Origin of the sequence: Xanthobacter sp. NM-59 (assembly GCF_021401125.1) — a bacterium.
In the GTDB taxonomy this organism is placed as follows: Bacteria; Pseudomonadota; Alphaproteobacteria; order Rhizobiales; family Xanthobacteraceae; genus Xanthobacter.
Genome location: NZ_JACBFQ010000002.1, coordinates 440,048 through 464,664, shown reverse-complemented (window position 1 = coordinate 464,664; position 24,617 = coordinate 440,048). Strand labels below are relative to the sequence as shown.

The following is a 24,617-nucleotide window of genomic DNA, read 5'->3' as shown; positions in this document are numbered from 1 at the left end:
GAGCGGAAAGCACTCTCGACGTGTTCCCGAAAAGCGGCTGCCGGTTTGTGCCACGGGCGTGCGCAGAAATGGCGAATTGACCTTCCAACGGGCGCGGGCGTTCGTCGGACATATGAGGCTGTTGCCCTCGGGGCTGGTCTGCCCCCGCTTGCGTTGCGCGCATTGGCGAAGCCGCAGGCGCTGAGCGCGGCTTTCGGACGCGCTGACCCCGCTGCGTCAAAGAGCCAACGCGCCGTCAAAGCCTGTCTTCCAAATGCACCGGCGCAACCTGCCGCCCGCCTCTTTCCGGCCTGTCGAGCTGCCCGAAGGCGCTTTCAGGCCACAAGGCTCCCGGCTGGCGCGATGAGGCGCCATGGCGCGGCTATTGCGACTGCGCCGGGGCGACCTTGCCGAGGATGGAGCCGAATTTGCCCTGGGGCATCTTCATCACCTTCACGCCCGGCGGCACCTGGAACAGCTTGGGATCCTGCGGGCCGCGCGTGAGGCTCGTGACTTCGTAGAGCACGCGGTTGGTGCCCTTGATCTCGGCCTCGGTCCGTAGCGCGATGCCATCGTCGGTGATGCACGCCTGGGTGGGGCCCACCTTGCGGTCGGCGGGCGGGTCCACCTGCCAGAGATTGCATGGCTCCCCGGCCACCTCGGAGCGCTCGCCCTTGGTGCCGGTGCCGGCCAGCGCGCCCACCACATATTCCGGCGGCAGGGCGATTTCCACCGCCACCTTCGGCATTTGCGGGCTCTGCATGATCATGCGGTGAGCGGTGAGGTCGATGATGCCCACCATGCTGCCGGGCGTGTCCGGGTTGTTCACCGCGATCCGCATCTTGCCCTGGCTGTAGGCCATGTCCATGATCGTACCGCGGGGCAGATTGGCTTTCAGGCTGAAGTCGGCGGAGGGGAAGGGCAGGGGCTCTGCGCCGGCCGCGCCGAGGCCCACGGCCAATCCCAGTCCGGCCAGCGCGGTACCGCCGCAAGCCCGAAAGATTCGCTTCGCCAGCATCAATCTCTCCCTTTTCGAAGGGACGTCATAGCAGACATGCCCGCACCCTCCGGTCTCTTCGGGACATGTCGCGTTCACATTACGTCACCATTTGACACAGGGCACCCGGAGAAGTTCCGCAGGGCATTCGCCGAGCAGCGAAAATTGTCGTAATGCCTTCGTGCAGCGCGATGATCCTGGCCGCTCGCACGTTCGCGGGCGTGATTCGCCGATCTTCGAGCCCGCGCCACAGGCTGCGGGCTCTGCCCCTTGTCCCGGCAGGAGAGCGGCCGCGCCCGTGGCCGGATGGGCAAGACCACGTGGGCAAGACCACGTGGGCAAGAGCAAGAACGGGCTGGGAGAAAGGGCCGATGAGCATGCCGGACAGGAGCGCGGTGGAGGAACAGGCAGCCCCCGTCGGCACGCGTCCCCGCTTGGGCTGGGGCCGGGTGGCCGCACCCCGCCTCGCGCTGCTGGCCGCGGCTCTGGTGGTGGGCGCGCTGGGGGTCGTGTTCGGACTGCTCCATCCATTGCTGGGCCTAGCGCTCGGGGGCCTGGTGGCGGTGGCGGCCTTCTGGCCGGCGCCGGCGCGCGAGGCGCCTGTGGCGGCCGCCGTGCCGTCCGCCAGCAGGCGTGACGATGCGAAGGTCGAGGCGGTGGTGAGCGCGCTGCCGGAGCCGGCCCTGCTGCTGACGCCGGAAGGCGAGATCATGACCGCCAATGCGCGGGTGGCCCTGGCCATCGGCCCGGCGCGGGTGGGCGATCCGCTGTCATTCCTGGTGCGGGTGCCGGAGGTGCTGGATGCGGTGCGCGCGGCGGCGACCGACGGCCTGCCGCGCCGCGTGGAATTTGCCGAGCGTGTGCCGCTCGACCGTTGGCTCGAGGCCCATGTGGTGCCGCTGCACCTGGACGCCGAGAGCTGGAACCGGCCGGGCGCCTCGCCCGACGCGGTGTTGCTGACTTTCCGCGATCTGACCCAGCAGCGCCGGGTGGAGCAGATGCGCGCCGACTTCGTGGCCAATGCGAGCCACGAGCTGCGCACGCCCCTGGCCTCGCTGTCTGGCTTCATCGAGACCCTCCAGGGCCCGGCGCGCAACGATGCGGCGGCGCGGGAGCGCTTCCTCACCATCATGGCGGCCCAGGCGCGGCGCATGTCGCGGCTGATCGACGACCTGCTCTCTCTCTCGCGCATCGAACTCAATGCCCATGTGCAGCCGGAAACCGAGGTGGAGCTTGCCGGCATCCTGGCTCATGTGTGCGATACGCTGACCCCCCTCGCCGCCGACCGCGGCATAGAGCTGGAGCTGAAGGACGATGCGGCGCCCCTGCCGGTGCGCGGCGATCGCGACGAGCTCATCCGCCTGTTTGAAAACCTGGTGGAAAACGCGCTCAAATACGGCGCCAGCGGCAAGCAGGTGAACGTCACGCTCAGCCGGGAGCCCGGTCCGCGCGGGCCGGTGGCCGTGATTTCGGTGCGGGACTTCGGTCCCGGCATCGCGCCGGAGCACCTTCCGCGGCTGACCGAACGATTTTACAGGGTGGACGTGGCGGCCAGCCGCGACCAGGGTGGAACCGGCCTCGGACTGGCCATCGTGAAGCACATTGTCGCCCGCCACCGGGGCCGTTTGAACATCGACAGCACCCTCGGCGCGGGGGCGAATTTCGCGGTGCGGCTCGACCTTTCGCCGGGGAAATAGAAATAACGCAGGGATCGCAATAATTTGATATGTCATCCCTGTGTCATGGCGGGGTCATAGAACCTTGCCTCGCACGGACTAGAAGTTCGTAGCCCAGTGTTGCGTCACGGCCGGGGCCAAAGCGTGCCATTCCAGCGCATCGTTGATGCGCGGTATTCGGTGCGGTTTTGGGGGTCTCGGGGTCGTCGGGCAGCAACGACATTGGCAAGGAGAGAAATCGTGAAGCTCACCACTGCTCTCGGCGCATTCGCCGTGACCGGCATGCTGTTCGCTGGCAGCGCTCAGGCCGCTGATTTCACCGGCGCCGGCGCCTCCTTCCCGGCCCCCGTCTACCAGGCCTGGGGCATGAAGTATAAGGAGAAGACCGGCAACGCCCTGAACTATCAGTCCATCGGCTCCGGCGGCGGTCAGAACCAGATCATCAACCGCACCGTGGACTTCGGCGCCTCCGACGCCACCGTTCCGGCCGAGAAGCTCGCCGCCAACAAGCTGCTGCAGTTCCCGACCGTGATCGGCTCCGTGGTCGCCACCGTGAACGTCGAGGGCATCGCCACCAACCAGCTCAAGCTGACCGGACCGGTGCTCGCCGACATCTATCTCGGCAAGATCACCAAGTGGGATGACAAGGCGATCGCCGACCTCAACCCCGGCGTGAAGCTGCCCTCGCAGGCCATCGTGCCCGTGTACCGTTCGGATGCCTCCGGCACCACCGCCATCTTCACGTCCTACCTCTCGGCCGTGAGCCCGGAGTGGAAGTCCAAGGTTGGTTCCGCCACCTCCGTGCAGTGGCCGGCTGGCGCGGGCGCCAAGGGCAATGAGGGCGTGACCGGCAACGTGAAGAACACCAAGGGTGGCGTCGGCTACGTGGAGTTCATCTACGCCGCCGCCAACAACCTGGTGGTGACCCAGCTGCAGAACAGGGCCGGCAAGTTCGTCGTGCCCGAGACCAAGGCTTTCGAGGCCGCCGCTGCCGCCGCCGACTGGGACAATGCCAAGGACTTCGCCGCGTCCATGATCGACGCTCCGGCCGAGACCGCCTGGCCCATCGTCAGCCCCACCTATGTGCTGCTGCCGAAGGACCCCAAGAACGTCGAGACCTCTCGCGTGACCATGCAGTTCTTCTCCTGGGCCTACGGCAAGGAAGGCCGCGAGATGGCGGAGAAGCTCCACTATATCCCGCTGCCGGAAGCGGTGGTGAAGCGGGTCGAGGAAGCCTTCAAGAAGGAAATCCTCACCCCCGAAGGCAAGCCGGTCCTCTGATCCGGCTTTGAGCAAAACGCCTTGCTCGCGCTTCGGCGCGGGCAAGGTTTCGGGTGAGCGGGCGGACCGTGCGGGAGCTGCCCTTCGCCAGGTGACGGACGCTGCCAGGTAATGGGCGCTCGTCCGTTGGTTGAGTCCGAGGTGCGCGGCGGCTGTCCGTCGGGGTGCCCGGTGCCAGTCATGTCCCCACGCAAGGTCCGCGGCCCGGTTCGATCGGGCGCGTGCGAGGTCGCAACTCAAGGTCGCCCAAGGCGGCGCAGGGATGGGCATCAGATGGAAGCGACGATGGACGGTTTGGGGTCGGCTCCGGTCGAACCCATCAGCAAGGCCAAGGGAACCGGCAGGATCGCCGATCCCATCTTCGTGGCCCTGCTCTGGGGCAGCGGCATTTTCGTCCTGATCCTGCTCGGCCTCATCATTGCCGAGCTGTTTCAGGGTGGCCTTCCCGCGCTGCAGCACTTCGGCCTCGAATTCATCTGGACCGCCAGCTGGAATCCGGTGACCGAGAATTACGGCGCCCTGGTGATGATCTATGGCACGCTGTTCAGCGCCGTCATCGCCGTGGTGGTCGCGCTGCCGCTGTCGTTCGGCATTGCCTTCTTCCTCACCGAGATCGCGCCCCAGAGGCTCAAGCAGCCCATCGGCGTGGCTGTGCAGCTGCTCGCCGCGGTGCCCTCGATCATCTACGGCATGTGGGGCTTCTTCGTCATCGTCCCGCTCATGGCCGCCTATGTGCAGCCGCCGCTCATCGACACGCTCGGCCAGCTGCCGCTCCTCGGCCTGCTGTTCCAGGGTCCGCCCCTCGGCTCGGGCATGCTCACGGCTGGGCTGATCCTGGCGGTGATGATCCTGCCCTTCATCACGGCCATGTTCGTCGAGACGCTGGAATCGGTTCCGCCCATGCTGAAGGAATCCGCCTACGGCGTCGGCGCGACGACCTATGAGGTCTACAAGAACGTGTCGGTGCCCTACGGCCGCACGGCCATGGTGGGCGCGATCATGCTCGGCCTCGGCCGCGCCTTGGGTGAGACCATGGCGGTGACCTTCGTCATCGGCAATGCCACGCGACTGTCGGCCTCCCTGTTTGCGCCGGGCGCGACCATCGCGTCCGCCATCGCCAACGAGTTTCCGGAAGCCCAGCTCGGCTCGCTGAAGCTGACCTCGCTGCTGCAGCTCGGCTTCATCCTGTTCGTCATCTCCTTCATCGTGCTGGCACTGTCCCGGGCGCTCGTGCGCTCCCGGATGGATTGATCCGGGAGTCGTCACCCATGGCATCGCTCGCCGCTCGCCGCTCCAAGGACGCCGTCGTGAAGGCGCTCTCGACCGGCTTCGCGTTTCTCGCGCTGTTCCTGCTCGGCTGGATTCTCTGGACGCTGCTCGCCCGCGGTCTGCCGGCGCTCAGCTTCTCGGTGTTCACCAATGTCACCGCCCCGCCCGGGCAGAATGGCGGCCTCGCCAATGCCATCGTCGGGTCGCTGATCCAGGTGGGCATCGCCATGCTGATCGGCGCGCCCATCGGCATCTTTGCCGGTACCTTCCTCGCCGAGAACGGCAAGGGCACGAAGATCGCCGCGGCCGCCCGGTTCGTGAACGACATCCTGCTGTCGGCGCCGTCCATCCTGGTCGGCCTGTTCATCTACACCCTGCTGGTGGTGCCGTTGGGCGGCTTCTCCGGCTGGGCCGGCTCGCTTGCTCTCGCCATCCTGGTGATCCCGGTGGTGGTGCGCACGACCGAGGACATGCTGAACCTGGTCCCCGTTGGCCTGCGCGAGGCGGCATTCGCCCTCGGTGCCCCGCAGTGGAAGGTGGTGATGTTCATCACCTGGCGCGCGGCGCGCGCCGGCATCGTCACCGGCCTGCTGCTCGCCATCGCCCGCGCGGCCGGCGAGACGGCGCCGCTGCTGTTCACCTCGCTCGGCAACAATGCCTGGTCGCTGGACCTCAACAGCCCCATGGCGAGCCTGCCGGTCGCGATCTATCAATATGCTGGCAGCCCCTTCGACGATTGGGTGGCTCTCGCCTGGGCGGGTGCGCTCATCATCACCGTGGGCGTGCTGGTGCTGAACGTCGTCTCGCGCCTCGTGCTGTCGCGCGGCCATTGAACGAACATGGGCGCGTCACCTGCGCGATGCGCCCCGCTCTTCCGCCCGGCGCCCTTTGTGCCGGGCCGCACAGGACCCAAGCCCGGCTGCCCCCGGGCGACCCAAATCTAGTGAGGCTCAGATGACGTCTGCGGTCGATCCGTCCATCAGCATCGCCACCTCGGTCGCGGCCCGGCCCGATGCGCCGCCCGCGCCGGTGAAATTGAAGGTGGAAGGTCTTCAGTTCTACTATGGCCAGAGCCATGCGCTGAAGAACATCAACTTCGAAATTCCCGAAAAGCGCGTCACCGCCATGATCGGGCCTTCCGGTTGCGGCAAGTCCACGCTGCTGCGCGTGTTCAACCGGATGTATGACCTTTATCCGGGCCAGCGCGCGGAAGGACAGGTGCTGTTCGACGGCGTTAACATCGTCGGCAAGGAGCTGGATTCCACGGTGGTGCGCAGCCGCATCGGCATGGTGTTCCAGAAGCCCACGCCCTTCCCTATGTCCATCTATGACAACATCGCCTTCGGCGTGCGCCTGCATGAGAGGCTGAACAAGTCGCAGATGGACGAGCGTGTGGAATGGTGCCTGCGTAAGGCGGCCATCTGGGACGAGACGAAGGATCGCCTCAACACCTCCGCGCTCGGCATGTCCGGCGGCCAGCAGCAGCGCCTGTGCATCGCCCGCACCATCGCGGTGCGGCCCGAGGTGATCCTGCTGGACGAGCCCACCTCGGCGCTGGACCCCATTTCCACCTCGAAGATCGAGGACCTCATCGACGAGCTGAAGCGCGACTTCACCATCGTCATCGTGACCCACAACATGCAGCAGGCCGCGCGCTGCGCCGACATCACCGCCTTCTTCTATCTGGGCGAGCTGATCGAGGTGGCGCCTTCGGACGTGATCTTCACGAACCCGAAGGAAATCAAGACGCGTGACTACATCACCGGCCGCTTCGGCTGAGGCCAGGGGAATGGTACAGATGCCCGATCATACCGTCACCTCGTTCGACGTCGAACTCAAGGACATCGGCCGTAAGGTCGTGGAGATGGGAGGCCAGGCGGAGCGCCTGGTCGCCGACGCCGTCACTGCCCTCATCAAGCGCGACATCAGCGTCGCCCAGAAGGTGGTCTCCCTCGACGCCGGCATCGATCAGGTGCAGCGCGACATCGAGGACAAGGCGGTGCTCGTTATCGCCAAGCGCCAGCCGGTGGCCAGCGACCTGCGCGAGATCGTCGCCGCAATCCGCATCGCCAACGACCTGGAGCGCATCGGCGACCTGGCCAAGAACGTGGGCAAGCGCGTCATCGCCATCGAGGGGGAATATCACCCCCAGAAGCTGGTGCGTGGCGTGGAGCACATGTCTGACCTGGTGCTGGAGCAGCTCAAGGAGGTGCTGGACGCCTATGCGGGCCGCAACGAGAGCAAGGCGCTCGACGTGTGGGGCCGCGACGACGCCATCGACACCATGTACACCTCGCTGTTCCGCGAGCTTCTGACGTACATGATGGAAGATCCGCGCAACATTTCCGTGTGCACGCATCTTCTGTTCTGCGCGAAGAATATCGAGCGCATGGGTGACCATGCGACCAATATCGCCGAGGTCGTCTACTACATGGTGACCGGTCAGGTGTTGCCGGAGAGCCGCCCGAAGGCGGACGCCTCCAGCGACACCACCGTGGCCTTTCCTGGCCGCACGGCGTGAGTTTGAGCTCGGCGGCGGGGCCCTGGCTCCGCCGTCGGTCCGGTGTCGCGGGAATGGCGCCCGGCGACCGAATGTTCGACATGGGTGAGAGACTGTGCCGGCGCGTATTCTGATCGTCGAGGATGAGGAGCCGCTCACCCTTCTGCTCCGGTACAATCTGGAGTCGGAGGGCTATGCGGTCGAAAATGTCGGCCGCGGCGATGATGCCGAAACGCGGCTGCGCGAAAGCGTGCCCGATCTCGTCATCCTGGATTGGATGCTGCCGGGCCTGTCTGGCATCGAGCTCTGCCGCCGGCTGCGGACCCGCCCGGAGACGGAGCGTCTGCCGGTCATCATGCTCACCGCCCGTGGCGAGGAAACCGAGCGCGTGCGTGGCCTCGCCACCGGCGCGGACGATTATGTGGTGAAGCCCTTCTCCGTTCCGGAGCTGCTGGCCCGGGTGCGCGCGCTGCTGCGGCGGGCGAAGCCGGAACATGTGGCGACGCTGCTGCGTGCCGGCGACATCGAGCTCGATCGGGAAACCCACCGTGTCCACCGCGCCGGGCGGGAAGTGCATCTGGGGCCCACCGAGTTCCGGCTGCTGGAATTTCTCATGCAGAGCCCCGGCCGGGTGTTCTCGCGTGAGCAGCTTCTGGACGGCGTGTGGGGACAGGATGTCTATATCGACGAGCGGACCGTCGATGTGCATGTGGGGCGGCTGCGCAAGGCGATCAATCGCGGGCGCCAATCCGACCCCATCCGAACCGTGCGCGGGGCGGGCTACTCGTTCAACGAGATGTTTGCCCGCGCGCACTGAGCGCTGCGACACGTATTCCCTGCTTTGGCAGGGGAAGGCGTCAGAGGGTTTTCGCGCGACGAAACGTGCGCGCCGCGCGAGGGTGCGCTTTAAATCATTGATTTAGAGCTGTGTCGCAAGTCCGAGAAACGCTCGGGAGTGTATTCCGCCCGCGAGACCGTATCCGGCGCGTCGAAAGACCAAAATGCGCAAAAGTCCGGAGATGTTGCCGGCGGCGCGGGCGCTTTGATGTGAATGCCGGCGCCTCATGCGGCAACAAACACTGCGCTTTTCAGTGGCCGCAAAAGTGGTGCTGGTGGCCGGCCCCTTCGGCAGGCGCCGCGCTTTGCTGGATCTAGGCCCGGCGAAATCCGGATGCAGCCAAGCCTTCAAGATCCCGAAACCAGCGGCGCCCGCCCGAAGGGCAGGCGCCGTATGGGGCGCTCACAGATAGGCAAGCCGGCGATCGCGCCGACGATCCTGCACCGGCTGGTAGGCGATGCGGGCATGATGGGTGCAATAGGGCATGCCCGGATTGCTCTTGGCGCCGCAGAAATAGAAGCTGTCGGTGCCCGGCTCTCCCACCGGCCAGCGGCAGGTGCTCTCGGTCAGGTTCATGATGGTGCAGCGCTGGCCCATGGGCACGACGTTGCTGTTGGTTTCAGGCGCCGGCGCGGGGGCGGGTGCCTCCTCCGGCATGTCGTCGATATCTGCCGCAAGGGCTGTGTTGCCCTGGGTGATCGGGCGCTGCGGCCGGGGCTGCTCGCGCTGGCCCTCGGGCCGCGCCGCCGGGCGCTGCGGGCGCACCGCCGGCGTCGCCGTCTTGGCGCGGCCGGACAGGCCGAGGCGATGCACCTTGCCGATCACGGCATTGCGCGTGATGTCACCCAGCTCATTGGCAATCTGGCTCGCGGAGAGGCCTTCGCTCCAGAGCTTCTTCAAGAGTTCGACGCGCTCGTCATTCCAGCTCATCGCTCTTCTCCATCTGCCGCATCTTCTCGGCGCCGGATACGCGGCACCCTATTTCCGCCGTGGCGGCAGCACCGCCATGCTGCCGGAGACGACTCGGACTCCCTCCTCGGCCCCACATGCGCTCCGCATGCAGAAGGTTAACAACCTATGGGTCCCAGGAAGCTCAGTCGCACGAGATCTCGTAGGCGACGGTCAGCACGCTACAATATACCCTGCGCGAGCGACAGAGTCGGTTAACGTTCTGACGCCGTTTTCCCCAGTTCCTTGGCGTCCGCCCGCCGCTGCGCGCCGTGAGCGCCTGCTCGGCGGAAGATGCGTGGAGAAATGTTGACCTCGCGCGCGCGATCATTAGTATTCACGGGTGTCGGGCCGCTCCCCCGCTGGGGCGGCCCTTTTTAATTCTCGCTTGTCCGGGGCCTGCGCCGCGAAGGCGATGGCGGTTCTTCTGGTCCGTCATTGCGGCGCTTCCACGGCTCAAGCCTGCGTTCGCTCCATCTTCCGGAGCATTCACCGGCTGATCTCCCGCGCGAAAAGTGCTTTCGCGTTGGATTTTGGCTCGCAACCAGCAACGGAGACGTCGTCTTTGGCCGGTAATGTTGCCGGATCAAGGCTCGTTCTCAGGAGGATCACGTGATCACCGCCGTTCTGCCGACCTATGCGCGCATCGACCTCGATTTCGAACGGGGAGAGGGCTGCTGGCTCGTCACGACGGACGGGCGACGTTTTCTCGATTTTACCGCCGGCATCGCGGTGAACGTGCTGGGCCACGCCCATCCCTATCTGGTCGAGGCATTGGCCGGGCAGGCGAAGAAGCTCTGGCACACCTCGAACCTGTTCCGCATTCCCGGCGGCGAGAAGCTGGCTTCGCGCCTTTCCGCCGCGACCTTCGCGGACACCATGTTCTTCACCAATTCGGGTGCGGAAGCGCTGGAGTGCGCCATTAAGATGGCGCGCAAATACCAGTTCGCGAACGGCAATCCGGAGAAGAACCGCATCATCACCTTCCAGGGCGCGTTCCATGGCCGCACCCTGGCGACCATCGCCGCGGGCGGCAACGCCAAGTATCTGGAAGGTTTCGAGCCGGCTCTGCCGGGCTTCGATCAGGTGCCGTTCGGGGACCTCGATGCCGTGCGCGCGGCCGTGACCCCCTATACCGGTGCCGTGCTGCTGGAACCGGTGCAGGGCGAGGGCGGCGTGCGCGTTCCGCCCGAGGGATTCCTGAAGGGCCTGCGCGCCTTGTGCGATGAAAAGGGCCTGCTGCTGGTCCTCGATGAGGTGCAGTGCGGCGTGGGCCGCACCGGCAAGCTCTTCGCCCATGAGTGGGAAGGCATCACGCCGGACATCATGGCGGTGGCGAAGGGCATCGGCGGCGGTTTCCCCATGGGTGCGTGCCTGGCCACCGAGGCGGCCGCCAAGGGCATGACGCTCGGCACCCACGGGTCCACCTATGGCGGCAACCCGCTCGCCATGGCGGTGGGCAATGCGGTGCTCGATCTTGTTCTGGCCGAAGGGTTCTTCGACCATGTGAACACCATCTCCGCCCGGCTCAAGGAGAAGCTGGGGCAGTTGGTGGCGCGTCATCCGCGCGTGCTCGCGGAAGTGCGTGGCAAGGGGCTGCTCCTGGGCGTGAAGGCCCAGGTGCCGGCCGGCGATCTGGTGGTGGCGCTGCGGGAAGAGGGACTCCTGGCCCCCGGCGCCTCCGACAATGTGGTGCGGCTCCTGCCGCCTCTCATCGTTTCGGCGGAAGAGGCGGACCTGGCAGTGGAAAAGATCGAGGCCGCATGTGTGCGGCTGGAGCAGGCTCTCGCGCCCGCTCCGGCCAAGGGGGCAGCGGAATGACGGAGAACGGTGTGCGCCATTTCCTCGATTTGTCGGAAATCCCGGCGGACGAGCTGCGCAAGGTGCTGGAATTGTCCAAGGACCTGAAGGCCAAGCGCAAGGCGGGGGCGGAAGATCGTCCCCTCGTCGGCAAGTCGCTGGCCATGGTGTTCGACAAGCCCTCCACCCGCACCCGCGTCTCGTTCGACCTGGCCATGCGCCAGCTCGGCGGCGAGACCATCATGCTCACCGGCCACGAGATGCAGCTCGGGCGTGGCGAGACCATCGCCGACACGGCGCGTGTGCTCTCCCGCTTCGTGGACGCCATCATGATCCGGATCCTGGATCATGATGACCTCATGGAGCTGGCCGATTATGCCACCGTGCCGGTCATCAATGGCCTCACGCGCATTTCCCATCCCTGCCAGGTGATGGCGGACGTGATGACCTTCGAGGAGCATCGCGGCTCCATCCAGGGCAGCCAGGTGGCCTGGACCGGTGACGCCAACAACGTGCTGGCGTCCTGGGTCCACGCGGCCGAGCGCTTCGACTTCACCATGAAGGTGGCGACGCCGAAGGAGCTGGGCCCGCGCCAGGCGCTGAAGGACTTCGTGAAGCGCACCAAGGCCAAGGTCACCTTCATGCGTGACCCGGAAGAGGCGGTGGAGGGCGCGGATTGCGTGCTCACCGACACCTGGGTTTCCATGGGCGATAAGGAGGCTGAGCGCCGCCACAATCTGCTGAAGCCGTACCAGGTCAATGGCTCGCTGATGGCCCGCGCCCACAAGGACGCCATCTTCATGCACTGCCTGCCCGCTCATCGCGGGGAGGAGGTGACCAGCGAGGTGATGGACGGCCCGCAGTCCGTGGTGTTCGACGAGGCGGAAAATCGCCTGCACGCCCAGAAGGGTATTCTGGCCTGGTGCTTCCACACCGCCGGATGATGCCTTAGGCGGCCCGGTGGCCGGCCGTCGGGCGCCCGTGATAGGGTGCGCGCGGCCGGTATCGGAGCCGTCGGTGTTCAACAAGGCTTGCCGGGGTCACCCGGCTTGCCGGCTCCTTGCGTCGATGCAGCCTTCGTGCGACCCGGTATCGCGTATCGCTGGAAGACGCCGAACCACGATGAGGAGGAGCGCATGAGTTCCGAGCGCTCGCGCAGCGCCCGCCAGGAGGCGCAGGATGACATCGTCACCGCCTTTCAGGTGGACGCGCTGGACCTGCGCGGCCGTGCCGTGCGGCTGGGCTCCACCCTTGATGCGCTGCTGGTGCACCACGATTACCCCGCCGCGGTGAAGCGTGTGGTGGGTGAGGCGGTGGCGCTGGCGGTGCTGCTGGGCTCGTCCCTGAAGTTCGAGGGCCGCTTCATCCTGCAGACCCAGACCGACGGCCCGGTGGACATGGTGGTGGCCGACTTCGTCAGCCCCGACAAGATCCGCGCCTATGCCCGCTACGACAAGGATGCCCTGGCCGAGGCGGAAAAGCGCAACGACACCTCTCCGGCTGCCCTGCTGGGGCGCGGCCATCTGGCCATGACCATCGATCAGGGCATCTCCGCCAACCGCTATCAGGGCGTAGTGGCGCTGGACGGCGAGGGGCTGGAGGCGGCGGCCCACGAATATTTCCGGCAGTCGGAGCAGATCCCCACGCAGGTGCGCCTGGCCGTGGGCGAGGAGCTGCGCCCCGGCGGCCAGGCCTCGTCCTGGCGGGCGGGCGGGCTCCTGGCTCAGTTCCTGCCCGACGATGCCTCCCGCGCCCGCATGGCCGACATGCCGCCCGGTGACGCGCCCGAGGGCACTGCGCCGCACACCCTCGACGAGGACGATGCCTGGGTCGAGGCGCGCTCGCTGATGGGGACCTTGGAGGACGTGGAGCTGCTCGATAAGGAGCTCTCCACCGAGCGTCTGCTCTACCGTTTGTTCCATGAGCGCGGAGTGCGGGTGTTCGAGCCCCTGGCCATCGGTGCCCATTGCTCCTGCTCGCGCGAGCGCGTGGCCGGGGTGCTCGCCTCCTTCACCGATGAGGAGCGGCGCGGCATGGTGCAGGATGATGGCCGGGTCACCGTGACCTGCGAATTCTGCGGCCGCACCTATGGCTTTGCCGCCGAAGAGGTCTTGGGCGAAGCCGATTCTTGAGCGCGGCGGCATTTCGCGCGAGGCTGGCGGGGTCCGTTCGGGCCCGCTCGAACGCCCGCGCCCGATGCTGCAAAAAGGAATCCGCTCGTGCCCGAGATCATCTGCTATTTCAGCCCGCAATCCGGCTATGCCTATCTGGGGCACGCGCGGCTGAGGGACATCGCGCGGACGGCGGCCGCCAGCATCCTCTGGCGGCCGGTGGACATTTTGAAGGTGTTCGCGGCCGGCGGCTCGACCGCACCGGCCAAGCAGTCACCCCAGCGCAATGCCTATCGCAAGCTGGACATCGTGCGCTGGGCCAAGCGCGCTGCCATTCCCATCAACACCGATCCCGCCTTCTGGCCCACGGATACGTTGCCGGCGTGCCGCTTCATCGCCGCCGCGCAGAAGGCCGGCATGGATCCGGCGGATTTCATAGGCGCCTGCCTGTCAGCGGTGTGGGCGCGTGACATGCAGATCTCCGAACGCGACAATCTCATCGCCTTGGCTCAAGAAGTCGGGCTCGACGGGCCGCGGCTCGCGACCTTGTCCGATACGGTGGAAGCGGCGGAGCAGGTGGAGCGCAACACTGCCGCCGCCATCGAGGCCGGCGTGTTCGGCTCGCCGTCCTATGTGGTGGATGGCGAGCTTTATTTCGGCCAGGACCGGCTCGACTTCGTGGCGCAAAAGGTGGCGGAGCTGAAGGCGGCGGGGGTGCCCTAGAGCCGCCCCGCCGGGGCCGCCGCGCGGAGGCTTTAGAGGCTCGCAAAGCGGCGGAAGTTCTTCACCACCTCTTCATAGACCGGCCGCTTGAACGGGATGACGAGATCGGTGATCTGGTCGAGATCCTCCCAGCGCCAGTCCATGAATTCCGGCTTGTGCACGCCGCCACCGGGGGTGGAGATGTTGATTTCCCCGTCCACACCCGTGAAGCGCAGCGCAAACCACTTCTGGGTCTGCCCGCGATACTTGCCTTTCCAGGCCTCACCGGCAATGCGGCCCGGCAGGTCATAGGACAACCAGTCCTCCACCTCGCCCAGCTTCAGCACGGAGCGCATGGAGGTTTCCTCATAGAGCTCACGCAAGGCGGCGTCGAAGGGGTCCTCGCCCTTGTCGATCCCGCCTTGGGGCAACTGCCAGGAGTGGGTGGCGTCCACATGCTCCGGCCCGCCGAGGCGGCGGCCGACGAAGACCTTGCCGGCCCCGTTGAAAACGCACAGGCCCACGCATGGGCGATAGGGAAGGTCGTGATGGTGGTGCTTGCTCATGGCGGCGGCCCCTGCGATCGGTTCGCCGTGTGATGGCGCTTGCGGCGCCGCAAGGCAAGCTCTGCCGTAGGGGAAGAATGCGATCCGGCGAACCCGCGCGGACGATCGCGGCAGGCCTTTCCGGGAGCGGTGCGGCCACTTCAATCCGGAGCAGCGGCCCTAGTCATCGACCGGGGACGGCCGGGCCGGCCAAGTCCCGCGCGGACCTGAGGCAACCCCATGAGGCGCTCCGATGAGGCAAGCCCGTGAGGCAAGCTCACGGGCTCCAGCTCTCAATGGGTGGCGGCGCGCAGGTGCGGCAGGAGGGTGGAGCCCCAGGCCCGCAAAGAGGCCCAGGTGCGCCGGTCGAGCTGGAAGCGGTCCACGGGCACGGAGGCGCCCAGCGCGCGCACCTGGCACAGGCCGACCCCGCACCACTGAAAGCCGCACTTCTCCAGCACCCGCCGCGAAGCGGGGTTGACCACGCGCGCGGCGCCGGAAAGGGCTTCGATATCGGTCTGGGAGAAGACGTAGTCAATGACCGCGCGTGCCGCCTCGGTGGCGATGCCGAGCCCCCAGAAGGGCTCGCCGACCCAGTAGCCGAGCTCCGGAAGGGTCTCGCCGGGTCGGCGCCCGAACCCGCACATGCCGGCAAATTCCAGATGTCCCTCGCGCTTCAGCAGCAGTGCGAAGGTGGCCGCATGGGGCGTGGCGCCGAGGCTCTCAACGAAGGCGTGGGCATCGGAGGCGCGATAGGGAAAGGGCAGGTTCGCGGTCATTTCCGCGATCTTGCGATTGTTGGCGAGCTCCGCGACGGCATATGCGTCCTCGATGCGCGGCGCGCGGAGCACCAGCCGATCGGTTTCGAGGACGGGGATACTGGACTCCGCGAGAGGTCTCTCGTGGGGCGGCTCGACGATGGTCATGGCGGGCTCCTGTCGGCTGGACAAACGAAAACCGGGAAGACGTCCCGTCTCCCCGGTTCGTTCGGAGCCCAGTCCGTGAGGCGCCGGATCTTTCGATCAGCTTTGGCGCTTCAGGGGCCTGACAGAGACTCCCACCGGTTCGACGAGACCGGCGGGATCCTGCATTTATGCGGTCTCGCCGGCTTACTCAGCCGCCTCGGCGGCGGCGGGAACGACCGATACATAGGTTCGGTCGTTGGCTTTGGTGCGGAACTCGACCTTGCCGGGCACAAGGGCGAACAGGGTATGGTCCTTGCCGATACCCACATTGGTGCCGGGATGCCATTTGGTGCCGCGCTGGCGCACGATGATGTTGCCCGGAATGACCGCCTGGCCACCGAACTTCTTCACGCCAAGGCGCTTGCTCTCTGAATCGCGACCGTTACGGGACGAGCCGCCTGCCTTTTTATGAGCCATTGTTGCTCTCCTCGTTCAGATCAGGCGCCAGCGGCGGCCTCGGGGGCCGGCGCGCCTGCGGTTTTGGCCTCGGCCTTGACGCTCTCGCCCAGGCCGGAAATCTCGGTGATGCGCACCACGGTCAGGTCGGCGCGGAAGCCGCGCTTGCGACGGGAGTTCTGCCGGCGGCGCTTCTTAAAGGCGATGACCTTGTCACCGCGGGTGTGCTCGACCACCTCGCCGGTGACCATGGCGCCATCCACGTGGGGCTTGCCCACGGCGGTGACCTTGCCACCCAGCATCAGCACGGGGAAGGTGAAGACGGCACCCACCTCGGCCTCGAGGTGATCGATGGTGATTTCATCGGCGGCGGCAACGCGATACTGCTTGCCGTTTGCCTTGATGACCGCGAACATTCTGTCTCGCTTTCGTGTTCAGCCGCGCCTCTCCAGTGAACCCGGAGGGTGGGCTTCTTTCGGTCGGTTTCGGAGTGCGGGCGCAATCGCCCACGCGAAGGCGTTTCGATAAGGAGGCGGCGCGCGAAAGTCAATGCGCCGCCGCCGTTTTCTGAAGGTACCGCGCGCTGGCGCTGCTATTTCACATCCACCGGCAGGAAGGTGAATGAGGTGGCCGGCTCGAAAGCCTTGGCCGCATTGCCGGAATAGAACCTGCCACCGGTCAGCGGCAGCTTGCGGACGGGCGCTCCGGGCTTCAGGTCCAGATCCTCGATGGGCACCCAGAAGGTGTTAGGGCTGGTCGCGGAATCGAAGAAATAGACGCGATTCTTCTGATCGGCCACCGTGCGCCAGATGGTTGAGGCGATGTTGGGCGAGCCGGGCTCGATAAAGCCCAGCGGCACGCTTACCGCGCGCATCACGCTGGCGACGCTGCCCACCGCCTGATTGGCATAAGAGTGGTCCGGCACGGCGGTGATGATGGCCGGCTCCGCCTTGGTGGGCAGGGCCTTGATGAGGAAGCTCGCGCGGGCGAAGCGGTCGGCGGCCCTGAAGGTGCCGGGCAGGAACACCGTGCCGCCGATCTCTTCCCAATAGGCATTGAGGGCGAGCTGCTGGTCGTAGGACGGTGAATTGGTCATCACCTGATACTGGCGCCCGTGGTGGATCACCAGCTTGCCGCCTAGATACTCGAAGATGGCGCTGTCGCCGGAGGCGTCGGAAATGGCGAGGTGGAGCTGTGCCGCCCGGCCATTGGGCAGCACAGCGGTGACCACCACGAACGGTTCCTTGGAAAGCGCCTCCACCGCCTCATTCACGGTGGCGAAATTGTCGAGCACATATTGCGCCCACAGGCTGATGGAGAGCGCCGGGCGGCCATCGGGCTTGGCGTATTCGGACTCGGCCAGATACAGCAGATTGGCCGCAAGCCCCTTTTCGTTCATGCCGTCGGCAGTGCCCACATCATAGCCCGAGGCGGTGATGCTGCCGTATTTGGACACCCATTTGGGCGTGTTGGCGCCCGCCGCGCCATTGCGCTCAATGCCGGCCGGGAACGCCCACAGATTGGAGCGCATGTCCTCCGACCAGTCCATGTTGCGGCCGGTGATCACGACCCCTTCACCGCCCAGATAGACCGCGCGCGTGCAGGCCTGCGCAACGACTGGGGCCAGCGTGCCGAGCGCCGCCAGGGAAAGGCCGATGCCGGCGGCCACCCGCGCGGTGGCGTGCCGGGCGCGCGCGACCAGAGCGCGGCGCGCAGCTTTACGGAGATGAAGAGCTTTGGGGGACGGCCGCATGGCGGGACTCTCCTGGCAAGCACGACCGGGCAGCGCCCCGGTCCGGCATGGAACGGTACGCAGATATGCAATAATCGAGCTTGAGAGAGAATGATGAAAAGAGAAGATACCGGCTCCGCCCACACAGCCGGGCGGAGCCGGTGATCCATGCCCTGTCTGCCCCGAAAAGACATGGACAAGTGCAAGGAACCACAGATCCCGCATCGATTCTCTGAGCTGGATCAAATTTGGGTGTGTGGACCGCAGTTTTTGTCTAAGCGGGGGCGGGCGCCGGGGCGGTCGCGGCATGACCGGCCCGGGCCGTTGGAGAAACGAGGATGTACGATAAAGAGTCGAAGATGCCCGACGGCATTCCGGTCATTCGCACCATCGCCATGCCGGCCGATACCAATCCGAGCGGGGATATCTTCGGCGGCTGGCTGATGTCTCAGATGGACCTTGCCGCCGGCAACGTGGCGGCCCGTCGCTCGCGCGGCCGTGCCGCGACGGTGGCGGTGGAGGCCATGAGCTTTCTTTCGCCGGTGCTGGTGGGTGACGAGGTGAGCCTGTTCGGCCGCCTGGCGAAGGCGGGGCGCACCTCCATGCGCATCGAGGTGGAGGCCTGGCGCCGCGCCCGCGAGAGCGAGGAGACCACCAAGGTCACCGAGGCCGTGTTCACCTTCGTCGCCATCGACAAGGACGGTCGTCCGCGCGCGCTGCCGCCGGAGGAGTGAGCATCGCGGCCCGGCCGGCCTCGGCCGCCGGGCAAGCCGGGGCTTGCCCCGGAGGGGAATGAGCCTCGGCGCCGGTGCCCGGGTCAGGTGCCGCGTGGCTTGGCGCGGGTGGTGGGGGGCGCCTCCGCCGGGTCCTCGGGCCAGGGATGCTTGGGATAGCGCCCGCGCATCTCGGCGCGCACATCGCGCCAGGAGCCGCGCCAGAATTGCGGCAGGTCTTTCGTCACCTGGATCGGCCTGTGGGCGGGCGAAAGCAGCGCCAGCGTGAGCGGCACGCGCCCGCAGGCAATGGCCGGGTGCGTCTTCAGGCCGAACAATTCCTGCACCCGCACTTCCACCTGCGGCCCGCTTTCCGCGCCATAATCGATAGGCAGGCGCGAGCCGGTGGGAGCGGTGAAATGGGTCGGCGCCTCGGCCTCCAGGCGCGCCGTCAGCCCATAAGGCAGCAGGGCGTGGAGCGCGTTCGACACCAGATCGGCCCCCACATCGGAACGGCCGGTGCGGCCATCGAGGAACGGCGCGAGCCAGTCCGTGGCGGTGGCAGCGAGGGCGGCATCGGAGAGATCCGGCCAGTCCTCGCCCTCGGCCGCGCGCAGGAAGGCGATGCGGGCGCGCCATTGCTTCAAGGCCGCGCTCATGGGCAGGCGTGAAAGGTCGTCTGCGGCCAACCCCGCCGCCAGAATGCGGGCGGTGACGCCGTCGGCCGGCACGGGCTGTGGCGCATCCGCGAGCACGAGCGCGCCGAGCCGGCGCGCCCGCCGCGCCCGCACGGCGCCGGAGCCGGCATCGAAAGCCACCTCCGTCTGCTCGGTGATGGTGTCGGCGAACTGGGCCTCCACATCCTCCGCGCTCAGGGCGGCGGCCAGGGTGATGCGGGCGGCTTCCGCCCGTCCCCCCACCTCGGCCACGGCGAGAAAAGGCGCGCGGGCGAGGCTGGTCGCGGGGTCCATCACGGCGCCGCGGCCGTTGGCGAGAAGGAAGCGCGTGCCGTCGCCCCGCGCCTTCGCCACCCGGTCGGGATAGGCAAGGGCCAGCAGCGCGGCGGGGGAAGGGGGCTCGGCCTTCTGCCGCTCCGCGCCCGCCATGGCGAGCTCGGCCCAGCGCCCGGCGAGGCGGCGGGCGTCTTCCGCCCGGCGGGAGCGGTCGCGGTGAAAATCCTCCAGCCGGTGGAGAAGGTCCACGCTATCGCCGCCAAGGCCCCGCTCGGAGACCAAGGCGGCGATATCGGCCGCGAGTTGCCCGGCGCCCCGGTCGGCGCCCATCACCACCATGTGGGCGAGGCGCGGTGGCAAAGGCAGCCGCGCCATGCGCTGGCCCAGCGCTGTCACCGCGTCGGTTTCATCGAGGGCGCCGAGCAGGCGCAGCAGGGCCTTCGCCTCGCTCACGGCGGGGGCGGGCGGCGGATCGAGGAAGGGCAGGCTCGCCGGATCGCGCACCCCCACCCGGGCGAGGTCGAGCACCAGCCCCGTGAGGTCGGCGGCCAGGATTTCCGGCGTGGCGAAAGCGGGCAAAGCGGAGGTTTCACCCTCGCCCCACAGGCGATAGCAGATGCCGGGCTCGGTGCGACCGGCGCGGCCGCGCCTCTGGTCGGCGCTGGCGCGCGAGACGCGCACGGTTTCGAGCCGGGTGAGGCCCACATCGGGCTCGAAGCGGGGCACGCGGGACAGCCCGCTATCCACCACCACCCGCACCCCCTCAATGGTGAGCGACGTCTCGGCGATGGAGGTGGCGAGCACCACCTTGCGCTTGCCCGCCGGAGCCGGCAGCACGGCGCGGTCCTGCTCCGCCGCGTCGAGGGCGCCGAACAGGGCGACAACGTCCGTGTCGGGGTCCCGCACGCGCTCGCGCAGCAGCCCTTCGGTGCGGCGGATCTCGGCGGCGCCGGGCAGGAAGGCCAGCACCGAGCCACGCTCGCGGGAGAGGGCCTGAAGGATCGCGTCGGCCATCTGGCGGTCAATGGGCGTGCGGGCGTCGCGGCCCAGGTAGCGCGTGTCCACCGGAAAGGCGCGACCCTCGCTCTCGATCACCGGGGCGGGGGTGTCGCCATCGCCCATCAGCCCTGCCACGCGGGCGCCGTCCAGGGTGGCGGACATGGCGAGAAGACGCAGGTCGTCGCGCAGGGAGCGCTGGCTGTCCAAGGCGAGGGCGAGCCCCAGGTCCGCATCCAGGCTGCGCTCGTGGAATTCGTCGAACAGCACGGCGGCAACGCCCGCCAGCTCCGGGTCGTCCAGCACCATGCGGGTGAACACGCCCTCGGTGACCACTTCGATGCGGGTGCGGCGGGACACTTCCGCCTTCAGGCGGACGCGATAGCCCACCGTTTCCCCCACCTTTTCCCCCAGGGTCTGTGCCATGCGGGCCGCGGCGGCGCGGGCGGCGAGGCGGCGGGGCTCCAGCATCAGGATGCGCCCGCTTTTCACCCAGGGTTCTTCGAGCAGCGCCAGGGGCACCCGAGTGGTCTTGCCGGCGCCGGGGGGCGCCACCAGGACGGCGCAGGGGGACTTGGCCAGGGTGGCGGCGAGCGCGCCGAGCACCGCATCGATGGGAAGGGGAGGGGAGAACATCACGCCCCGCTCATAGGCCAAAGGCCAGGATGATGGCAAAGCCTGCGAACCGCCGGCCAGTCCTCCGGTCCGGCGAAGCGGCCGGGGGCGGGGATGCGAACTCTCCTTGCGGTCGGTGACGGGGTGCGCCTAAAGGGAGGCGTCCGCGTCCGGGAGTCCCGCCTCATGTCGTCCGCCCCCTCCAGCCTCACCGACAAGGTTCAGCCCTTCAGCGTGGAGGGCGAGGTCATCGCCGCCGCCTTCCTCGGCCTGGTGCCGGCCCTGGTGACCGCCACCAGCGGCATCGTGCTCGCCGGCAGCGCGCCGGCGACGGTGGACGCCCATGATGGCGCCGTCCTCGCGGCCGTGGGTGATGGCACGCGGCTCGTCACCGGTGGCGATGACGGACGTGTGGTCGAGACCACCGCGGGTGGCGCCACCCGCGTGCTGGCGGAACACAAGGGACGCTGGATCGACCGCGTGGCCCTGGGGCCCGACGGCGCGGTGGCCTATTCTGCCGGCAAGACCGCTTATGTGCTGAACGCCAAGGGCGAGGTGCGCACCTTTGAGGCGCCCTCCACCGTGGGCGGGCTCGCCTTCGCGCCCAAGGGGCTGCGGCTGGCCATCGCCCATTACGGCGGCGTCACGCTTTGGTTTCCCAATGCGGCGGGGGCAAAGCCCGAGGTTCTGGGCTGGAAGGGCTCGCATCTGGGCGTCGCCTTTTCTCCCGATGGCCGCTTCGTGGTGACCACCATGCAGGAGCCGGCGCTGCACGGCTGGCGCGTGGTGGACGGTGCCCATATGCGCATGACCGGCTATCCCTCGCGGGTAAAATCCTTCGCCTTCACCGCCGATGGCAAGTGGCTGGCCACCTCCGGCTCGGGCGAGGCGATCCTGTGGCCGTTCCAGGCGAAGGACGGGCCCATGGGCAAGCAGCCGACCATGCTCGCCCCTTCGGCCGGCTCGCGCGTCACGGTCGTGGCCCCGCATCCCAGCGACCCGGTGCTGGCGCTTGGCTATGAGGATGGCATGGTGATGATGGCGCGCATCACCGACGGTGCCGAGATCCTGCTGCGGGCCCCCACCAATACCGCCGGCGGCGATGGCGTGAGCGCCATGGCCTGGCATCCGGCCGGTGGTGCCCTGGTGTTCGGCACCGCCGCGGGCAATGGCGGATTGCTCGCATTCTAGGTTTGGGGAAAGATTTGGCCGGATTACGGAATTACCGTCGCGGGGGTGTCACGGCGCAGCTTTATTCGCTAACGTGTCATGCTCCTCTCGCATCCGCGAGATCCGCGCAGCCGGAGATTTCCGCCGATGAAGATCGACGACGTCCGCCGCACCGCCTATTCGATGCCGCTCACCAGCCCCTCTTATCCCAAGGGGCCCTACCGGTTCATCGACCGGGAATTCATGACCATCACCTACCGCACCGATCCCGCGGCGCTGGCCAAGGTGGTTCCCGAGCCGCTCGAGATCGTCGAGCCCATCGTCAAGTATGAGTTCATCCGCATGCCGGATTCCACCGGCTTCGGCGACTATACCGAGACGGGACAGGTCATCCCGGTGAAGTTCAACGGCGTCGAGGGCGGCTATGTCCACGGCATGTACCTGGACGATGAATCCCCCATCGCCGGCGGACGCGAGCTGTGGGGCTTCCCCAAGAAATATGCCCACCCCAAGCTGAAGGTGGAGAAGGATACCCTGGTCGGCACCCTGCATTACGGCAGCGTGCTGTGCGCCCAGGCCACCATGGGCTACAAGCATGTGGCCGCCGACAAGGAGAAGGTGCTCGCCTCCCTCCTCGCGCCCAATTACATGCTGAAGATCATTCCCCACGTGGACGGCACGGCGCGCGTCTGCGAGCTGGTGCGCTACTTCCTGGAAGACGTGACGCTGAAGGAATGCTGGGTTGGCCCTTCGGCCCTCGGCCTCTATCCGCACGCTTTGTGCACGGTGGCGCAGCTTCCGGTGCTGGAGGTTCTCTCCGCCGTGCACCTGAAAGCGGACCTGACCCTTGGCATGGGCACGGTGATCTACGACTATCTCGCCGAACCGGCGAAGTGAACCGGCGCCGGCACCTCGAAAGCGGGCCGGCGCATTCCCCTTCGTGACCATGCCGCACGGGCCGGACGGCGCTTGCCGCTCCGTCCGGAGCGCGGCTTAATCGTGATGCCAGGACCCAAGGCCATGACCGACAGCTCGCGCCCCAAGAAAATTCTGCCGCCCGATCTGTGTGACACCGTCAATCAATATGACCGCATCGCCCTCGTGTTCCAGGGCGGTGGCGCGCTGGGCGCCTACCAGGCGGGCGTCTATGAGGCGCTGGCCGAGGTGGGCTGTGAGCCCAACTGGATTTCGGGCGTGTCCATCGGCGCCATCAACTCGGCCATCATCGCCGGCAACACGCCGGAAAACCGGGTGCCGCGGCTGCGTGAGTTCTGGGAGACCATTTCCGGCCACAAGGCCCCGTATTGGGCGCCTGAGGGTGACATCTTCCGCCAGATGCGCAACCAGATGAGCGCCACGCTCACCATCCTGCGCGGCCAGCCGGGCTTCTTCCGCCCCCGCGTGCCCAATCCCTGGCTGCTGCCGGCGGGGGCCACTGGCGCCACCTCCTTCTACGACACCTCGCCCCTGCGCGACACGCTGCTGAGGCTGGTGGACTTCGACCTCATCAATTCCGGCGTCAAGCGCTTCTCCGTGGGGGCGGTGAACGTGCGCACCGGCAACTTCATCTATTTCGACAACAAGGAAACGGTGATCGCTCCCGAGCACATCATGGCCTCGGGCGCGCTGCCCCCCGGTTTTCCGGCCGTGAAGATCGATGGCGAATACTACTGGGACGGCGGTGTCGTCTCCAACACGCCGCTGCAATTCCTGCTCGACCAGCCGGACCATCCCAGCGCCCTGGTGTTCCAGGTGGACCTCTTCAGCGCGCGCGGCCCGCTGCCGCGCGACATGTATGATGTCAGCGAGCGCCAGAAGGATATCGGCTATTCCAGCCGCACGCGCTACACCACCGATGTGTTCCGCCGGGTGCAGGAGCTGCGACAGAAGCTCTACGAAACGCTGCAGCGTATTCCCGAGCAGCTGCGCTCGGACGAGGATCAGGCGCTCATTGACGATTACGCATCGTCGGGTCCCGTCAATATCTGTCACCTGATCTATCAGGAAAAGAGCTACGAGCGGGAATCGAAGGACTACGAGTTTTCGTACGCGTCCATGAACGACCATTGGCAGACTGGCTATGAGGACACTGTGAAGACCTTGCAGCGCGGCGAATGGCTGAAGAAGCCCGATGATATCGGGATCGTGGTCCACGACATCCATCGCCTGTCCGAATAGGCTCGGGCATCGCCCTCCGGCGGGATGCGAACGATGACGGGCTGGCGCTGTTCAGCCCGCTTGCTGTCGATGGAGCGGCTGGACCGGGCCCGTGCGTGGCTCTCCCCCGGCCGGTCCTTCATCTCTCGTGCGGCCGCCTTTTCGCTTCGCGGGCCGGGGGAGAGCCGCTTGAAAAGGCTCTGGCGGTTCACGCACAGGTGTCGTATAGGAGCCCGCACCTGACGCTCGGCGCCTGTCGCTCGCAGCGTCGGCC

At 67.2% G+C, this 24,617-nt stretch carries 23 protein-coding genes; 15 read left to right on the top strand and 8 right to left on the bottom strand.

The genetic code is table 11. The annotated features are described in order from the left end of the window. Positions 1 to 361 precede the first annotated feature (361 nt). Positions 362 to 997, bottom strand: a complete 636-nt coding sequence (locus L0966_RS07435) for a hypothetical protein (RefSeq protein WP_234051208.1) — start codon at positions 995 to 997, stop codon at positions 362 to 364. A 350-nt stretch (positions 998 to 1,347) separates the two neighbouring features. Between L0966_RS07435 and L0966_RS07430 the strand changes: the two genes are divergently transcribed. The 7 genes from L0966_RS07430 to phoB all read left to right on the top strand — a co-directional run bounded on the left by L0966_RS07430 (position 1,348) and on the right by phoB (position 8,519). After that, entirely contained in the window at positions 1,348 to 2,673 is a 1,326-nt protein-coding gene (locus L0966_RS07430; RefSeq protein WP_234051207.1) for an ATP-binding protein, read from the top strand. A gap of 219 nt (positions 2,674 to 2,892) precedes the next feature. Further along, the gene (gene pstS / locus L0966_RS07425) at positions 2,893 to 3,933 is read left to right on the top strand and encodes a phosphate ABC transporter substrate-binding protein PstS (protein ID WP_370640644.1); all 1,041 of its coding nucleotides are present in this window, start codon (positions 2,893 to 2,895) and stop codon (positions 3,931 to 3,933) included. Between the two features lie 285 nt (positions 3,934 to 4,218). Then, on the top strand, positions 4,219 to 5,184 hold the full coding sequence (gene pstC / locus L0966_RS07420) for a phosphate ABC transporter permease subunit PstC (protein WP_234051206.1): 966 nt from the start codon (positions 4,219 to 4,221) through the stop codon (positions 5,182 to 5,184). 17 nt (positions 5,185 to 5,201) lie between these two features. Then, complete coding sequence (gene pstA, locus L0966_RS07415; protein WP_234051205.1) at positions 5,202 to 6,035, top strand: phosphate ABC transporter permease PstA; 834 nt, start codon at positions 5,202 to 5,204, stop codon at positions 6,033 to 6,035. 121 nt (positions 6,036 to 6,156) lie between these two features. Continuing rightward, on the top strand, positions 6,157 to 6,981 hold the full coding sequence (gene pstB / locus L0966_RS07410) for a phosphate ABC transporter ATP-binding protein PstB (RefSeq protein WP_234051204.1): 825 nt from the start codon (positions 6,157 to 6,159) through the stop codon (positions 6,979 to 6,981). A gap of 19 nt (positions 6,982 to 7,000) precedes the next feature. Beyond that, positions 7,001 to 7,723, top strand: a complete 723-nt coding sequence (gene phoU, locus L0966_RS07405; protein WP_234051203.1) for a phosphate signaling complex protein PhoU — start codon at positions 7,001 to 7,003, stop codon at positions 7,721 to 7,723. Between the two features lie 94 nt (positions 7,724 to 7,817). Continuing rightward, positions 7,818 to 8,519 (top strand): phosphate regulon transcriptional regulator PhoB, encoded by a 702-nt coding sequence (gene phoB, locus L0966_RS07400; protein ID WP_234051202.1) that lies wholly within the window; start codon positions 7,818 to 7,820, stop codon positions 8,517 to 8,519. Positions 8,520 to 8,942: 423 nt separating this feature from the next. Here phoB and L0966_RS07395 read toward each other — a convergent pair whose 3' ends face one another. Next, positions 8,943 to 9,470, bottom strand: coding sequence for a GcrA family cell cycle regulator (locus L0966_RS07395; protein ID WP_234051201.1), 528 nt, complete (start codon positions 9,468 to 9,470; stop codon positions 8,943 to 8,945). 630 nt (positions 9,471 to 10,100) lie between these two features. On the opposite strand from L0966_RS07395, the gene L0966_RS07390 reads away from it, so the two are divergent. The 4 genes from L0966_RS07390 (at position 10,101) to L0966_RS07375 (ending at position 14,122) form a co-directional block, all read left to right on the top strand. Beyond that, positions 10,101 to 11,309 carry an aspartate aminotransferase family protein gene (locus L0966_RS07390; RefSeq protein ID WP_234051200.1) on the top strand — a complete coding sequence of 403 codons (1,209 nt, stop codon included), beginning with the start codon at positions 10,101 to 10,103 and terminating at the stop codon, positions 11,307 to 11,309. Further along, a complete protein-coding gene (gene argF, locus L0966_RS07385) occupies positions 11,306 to 12,232 on the top strand; it encodes an ornithine carbamoyltransferase (RefSeq protein ID WP_234051199.1) in 927 nt (308 codons plus the stop codon). Before L0966_RS07390 ends, argF begins: the two co-directional genes overlap by 4 nt. A gap of 192 nt (positions 12,233 to 12,424) precedes the next feature. Further along, a complete protein-coding gene (locus L0966_RS07380) occupies positions 12,425 to 13,420 on the top strand; it encodes an Hsp33 family molecular chaperone (RefSeq protein ID WP_234051198.1) in 996 nt (331 codons plus the stop codon). A gap of 87 nt (positions 13,421 to 13,507) precedes the next feature. Further along, positions 13,508 to 14,122, top strand: a complete 615-nt coding sequence (locus L0966_RS07375) for a 2-hydroxychromene-2-carboxylate isomerase (protein ID WP_234051197.1) — start codon at positions 13,508 to 13,510, stop codon at positions 14,120 to 14,122. A gap of 32 nt (positions 14,123 to 14,154) precedes the next feature. On the opposite strand, the gene L0966_RS07370 is transcribed toward L0966_RS07375, so the two are convergent. The 5 genes from L0966_RS07370 to L0966_RS07350 form a co-directional block, all read right to left on the bottom strand. Further along, complete coding sequence (locus tag L0966_RS07370; RefSeq protein WP_234051196.1) at positions 14,155 to 14,667, bottom strand: RNA pyrophosphohydrolase; 513 nt, start codon at positions 14,665 to 14,667, stop codon at positions 14,155 to 14,157. A 272-nt stretch (positions 14,668 to 14,939) separates the two neighbouring features. After that, entirely contained in the window at positions 14,940 to 15,572 is a 633-nt protein-coding gene (locus L0966_RS07365) for a GNAT family N-acetyltransferase (protein WP_234051195.1), read from the bottom strand. 183 nt (positions 15,573 to 15,755) lie between these two features. Next, on the bottom strand, positions 15,756 to 16,028 hold the full coding sequence (gene rpmA / locus L0966_RS07360; RefSeq protein WP_234051194.1) for a 50S ribosomal protein L27: 273 nt from the start codon (positions 16,026 to 16,028) through the stop codon (positions 15,756 to 15,758). A gap of 20 nt (positions 16,029 to 16,048) precedes the next feature. Further along, positions 16,049 to 16,423 (bottom strand): 50S ribosomal protein L21, encoded by a 375-nt coding sequence (rplU, locus tag L0966_RS07355; RefSeq protein WP_234051193.1) that lies wholly within the window; start codon positions 16,421 to 16,423, stop codon positions 16,049 to 16,051. A gap of 176 nt (positions 16,424 to 16,599) precedes the next feature. Continuing rightward, entirely contained in the window at positions 16,600 to 17,760 is a 1,161-nt protein-coding gene (locus tag L0966_RS07350; protein WP_234051192.1) for a linear amide C-N hydrolase, read from the bottom strand. A 317-nt stretch (positions 17,761 to 18,077) separates the two neighbouring features. On the opposite strand from L0966_RS07350, the gene L0966_RS07345 reads away from it, so the two are divergent. Beyond that, on the top strand, positions 18,078 to 18,473 hold the full coding sequence (locus tag L0966_RS07345) for an acyl-CoA thioesterase (RefSeq protein ID WP_234051191.1): 396 nt from the start codon (positions 18,078 to 18,080) through the stop codon (positions 18,471 to 18,473). A gap of 83 nt (positions 18,474 to 18,556) precedes the next feature. On the opposite strand, the gene hrpB is transcribed toward L0966_RS07345, so the two are convergent. Then, a complete protein-coding gene (gene hrpB, locus L0966_RS07340; RefSeq protein ID WP_234051190.1) occupies positions 18,557 to 21,037 on the bottom strand; it encodes an ATP-dependent helicase HrpB in 2,481 nt (826 codons plus the stop codon). Positions 21,038 to 21,202: 165 nt separating this feature from the next. Between hrpB and L0966_RS07335 the strand changes: the two genes are divergently transcribed. The 3 genes from L0966_RS07335 to L0966_RS07325 all read left to right on the top strand — a co-directional run bounded on the left by L0966_RS07335 (position 21,203) and on the right by L0966_RS07325 (position 24,364). Next, the gene (locus L0966_RS07335) at positions 21,203 to 22,207 is read left to right on the top strand and encodes a WD40 repeat domain-containing protein (RefSeq protein ID WP_234051189.1); all 1,005 of its coding nucleotides are present in this window, start codon (positions 21,203 to 21,205) and stop codon (positions 22,205 to 22,207) included. 126 nt (positions 22,208 to 22,333) lie between these two features. After that, the gene (locus L0966_RS07330; RefSeq protein WP_234051188.1) at positions 22,334 to 23,083 is read left to right on the top strand and encodes an acetoacetate decarboxylase; all 750 of its coding nucleotides are present in this window, start codon (positions 22,334 to 22,336) and stop codon (positions 23,081 to 23,083) included. 123 nt (positions 23,084 to 23,206) lie between these two features. Continuing rightward, on the top strand, positions 23,207 to 24,364 hold the full coding sequence (locus L0966_RS07325) for a patatin-like phospholipase family protein (RefSeq protein ID WP_234051187.1): 1,158 nt from the start codon (positions 23,207 to 23,209) through the stop codon (positions 24,362 to 24,364). The last annotated feature ends 253 nt before the right edge of the window (positions 24,365 to 24,617 follow it).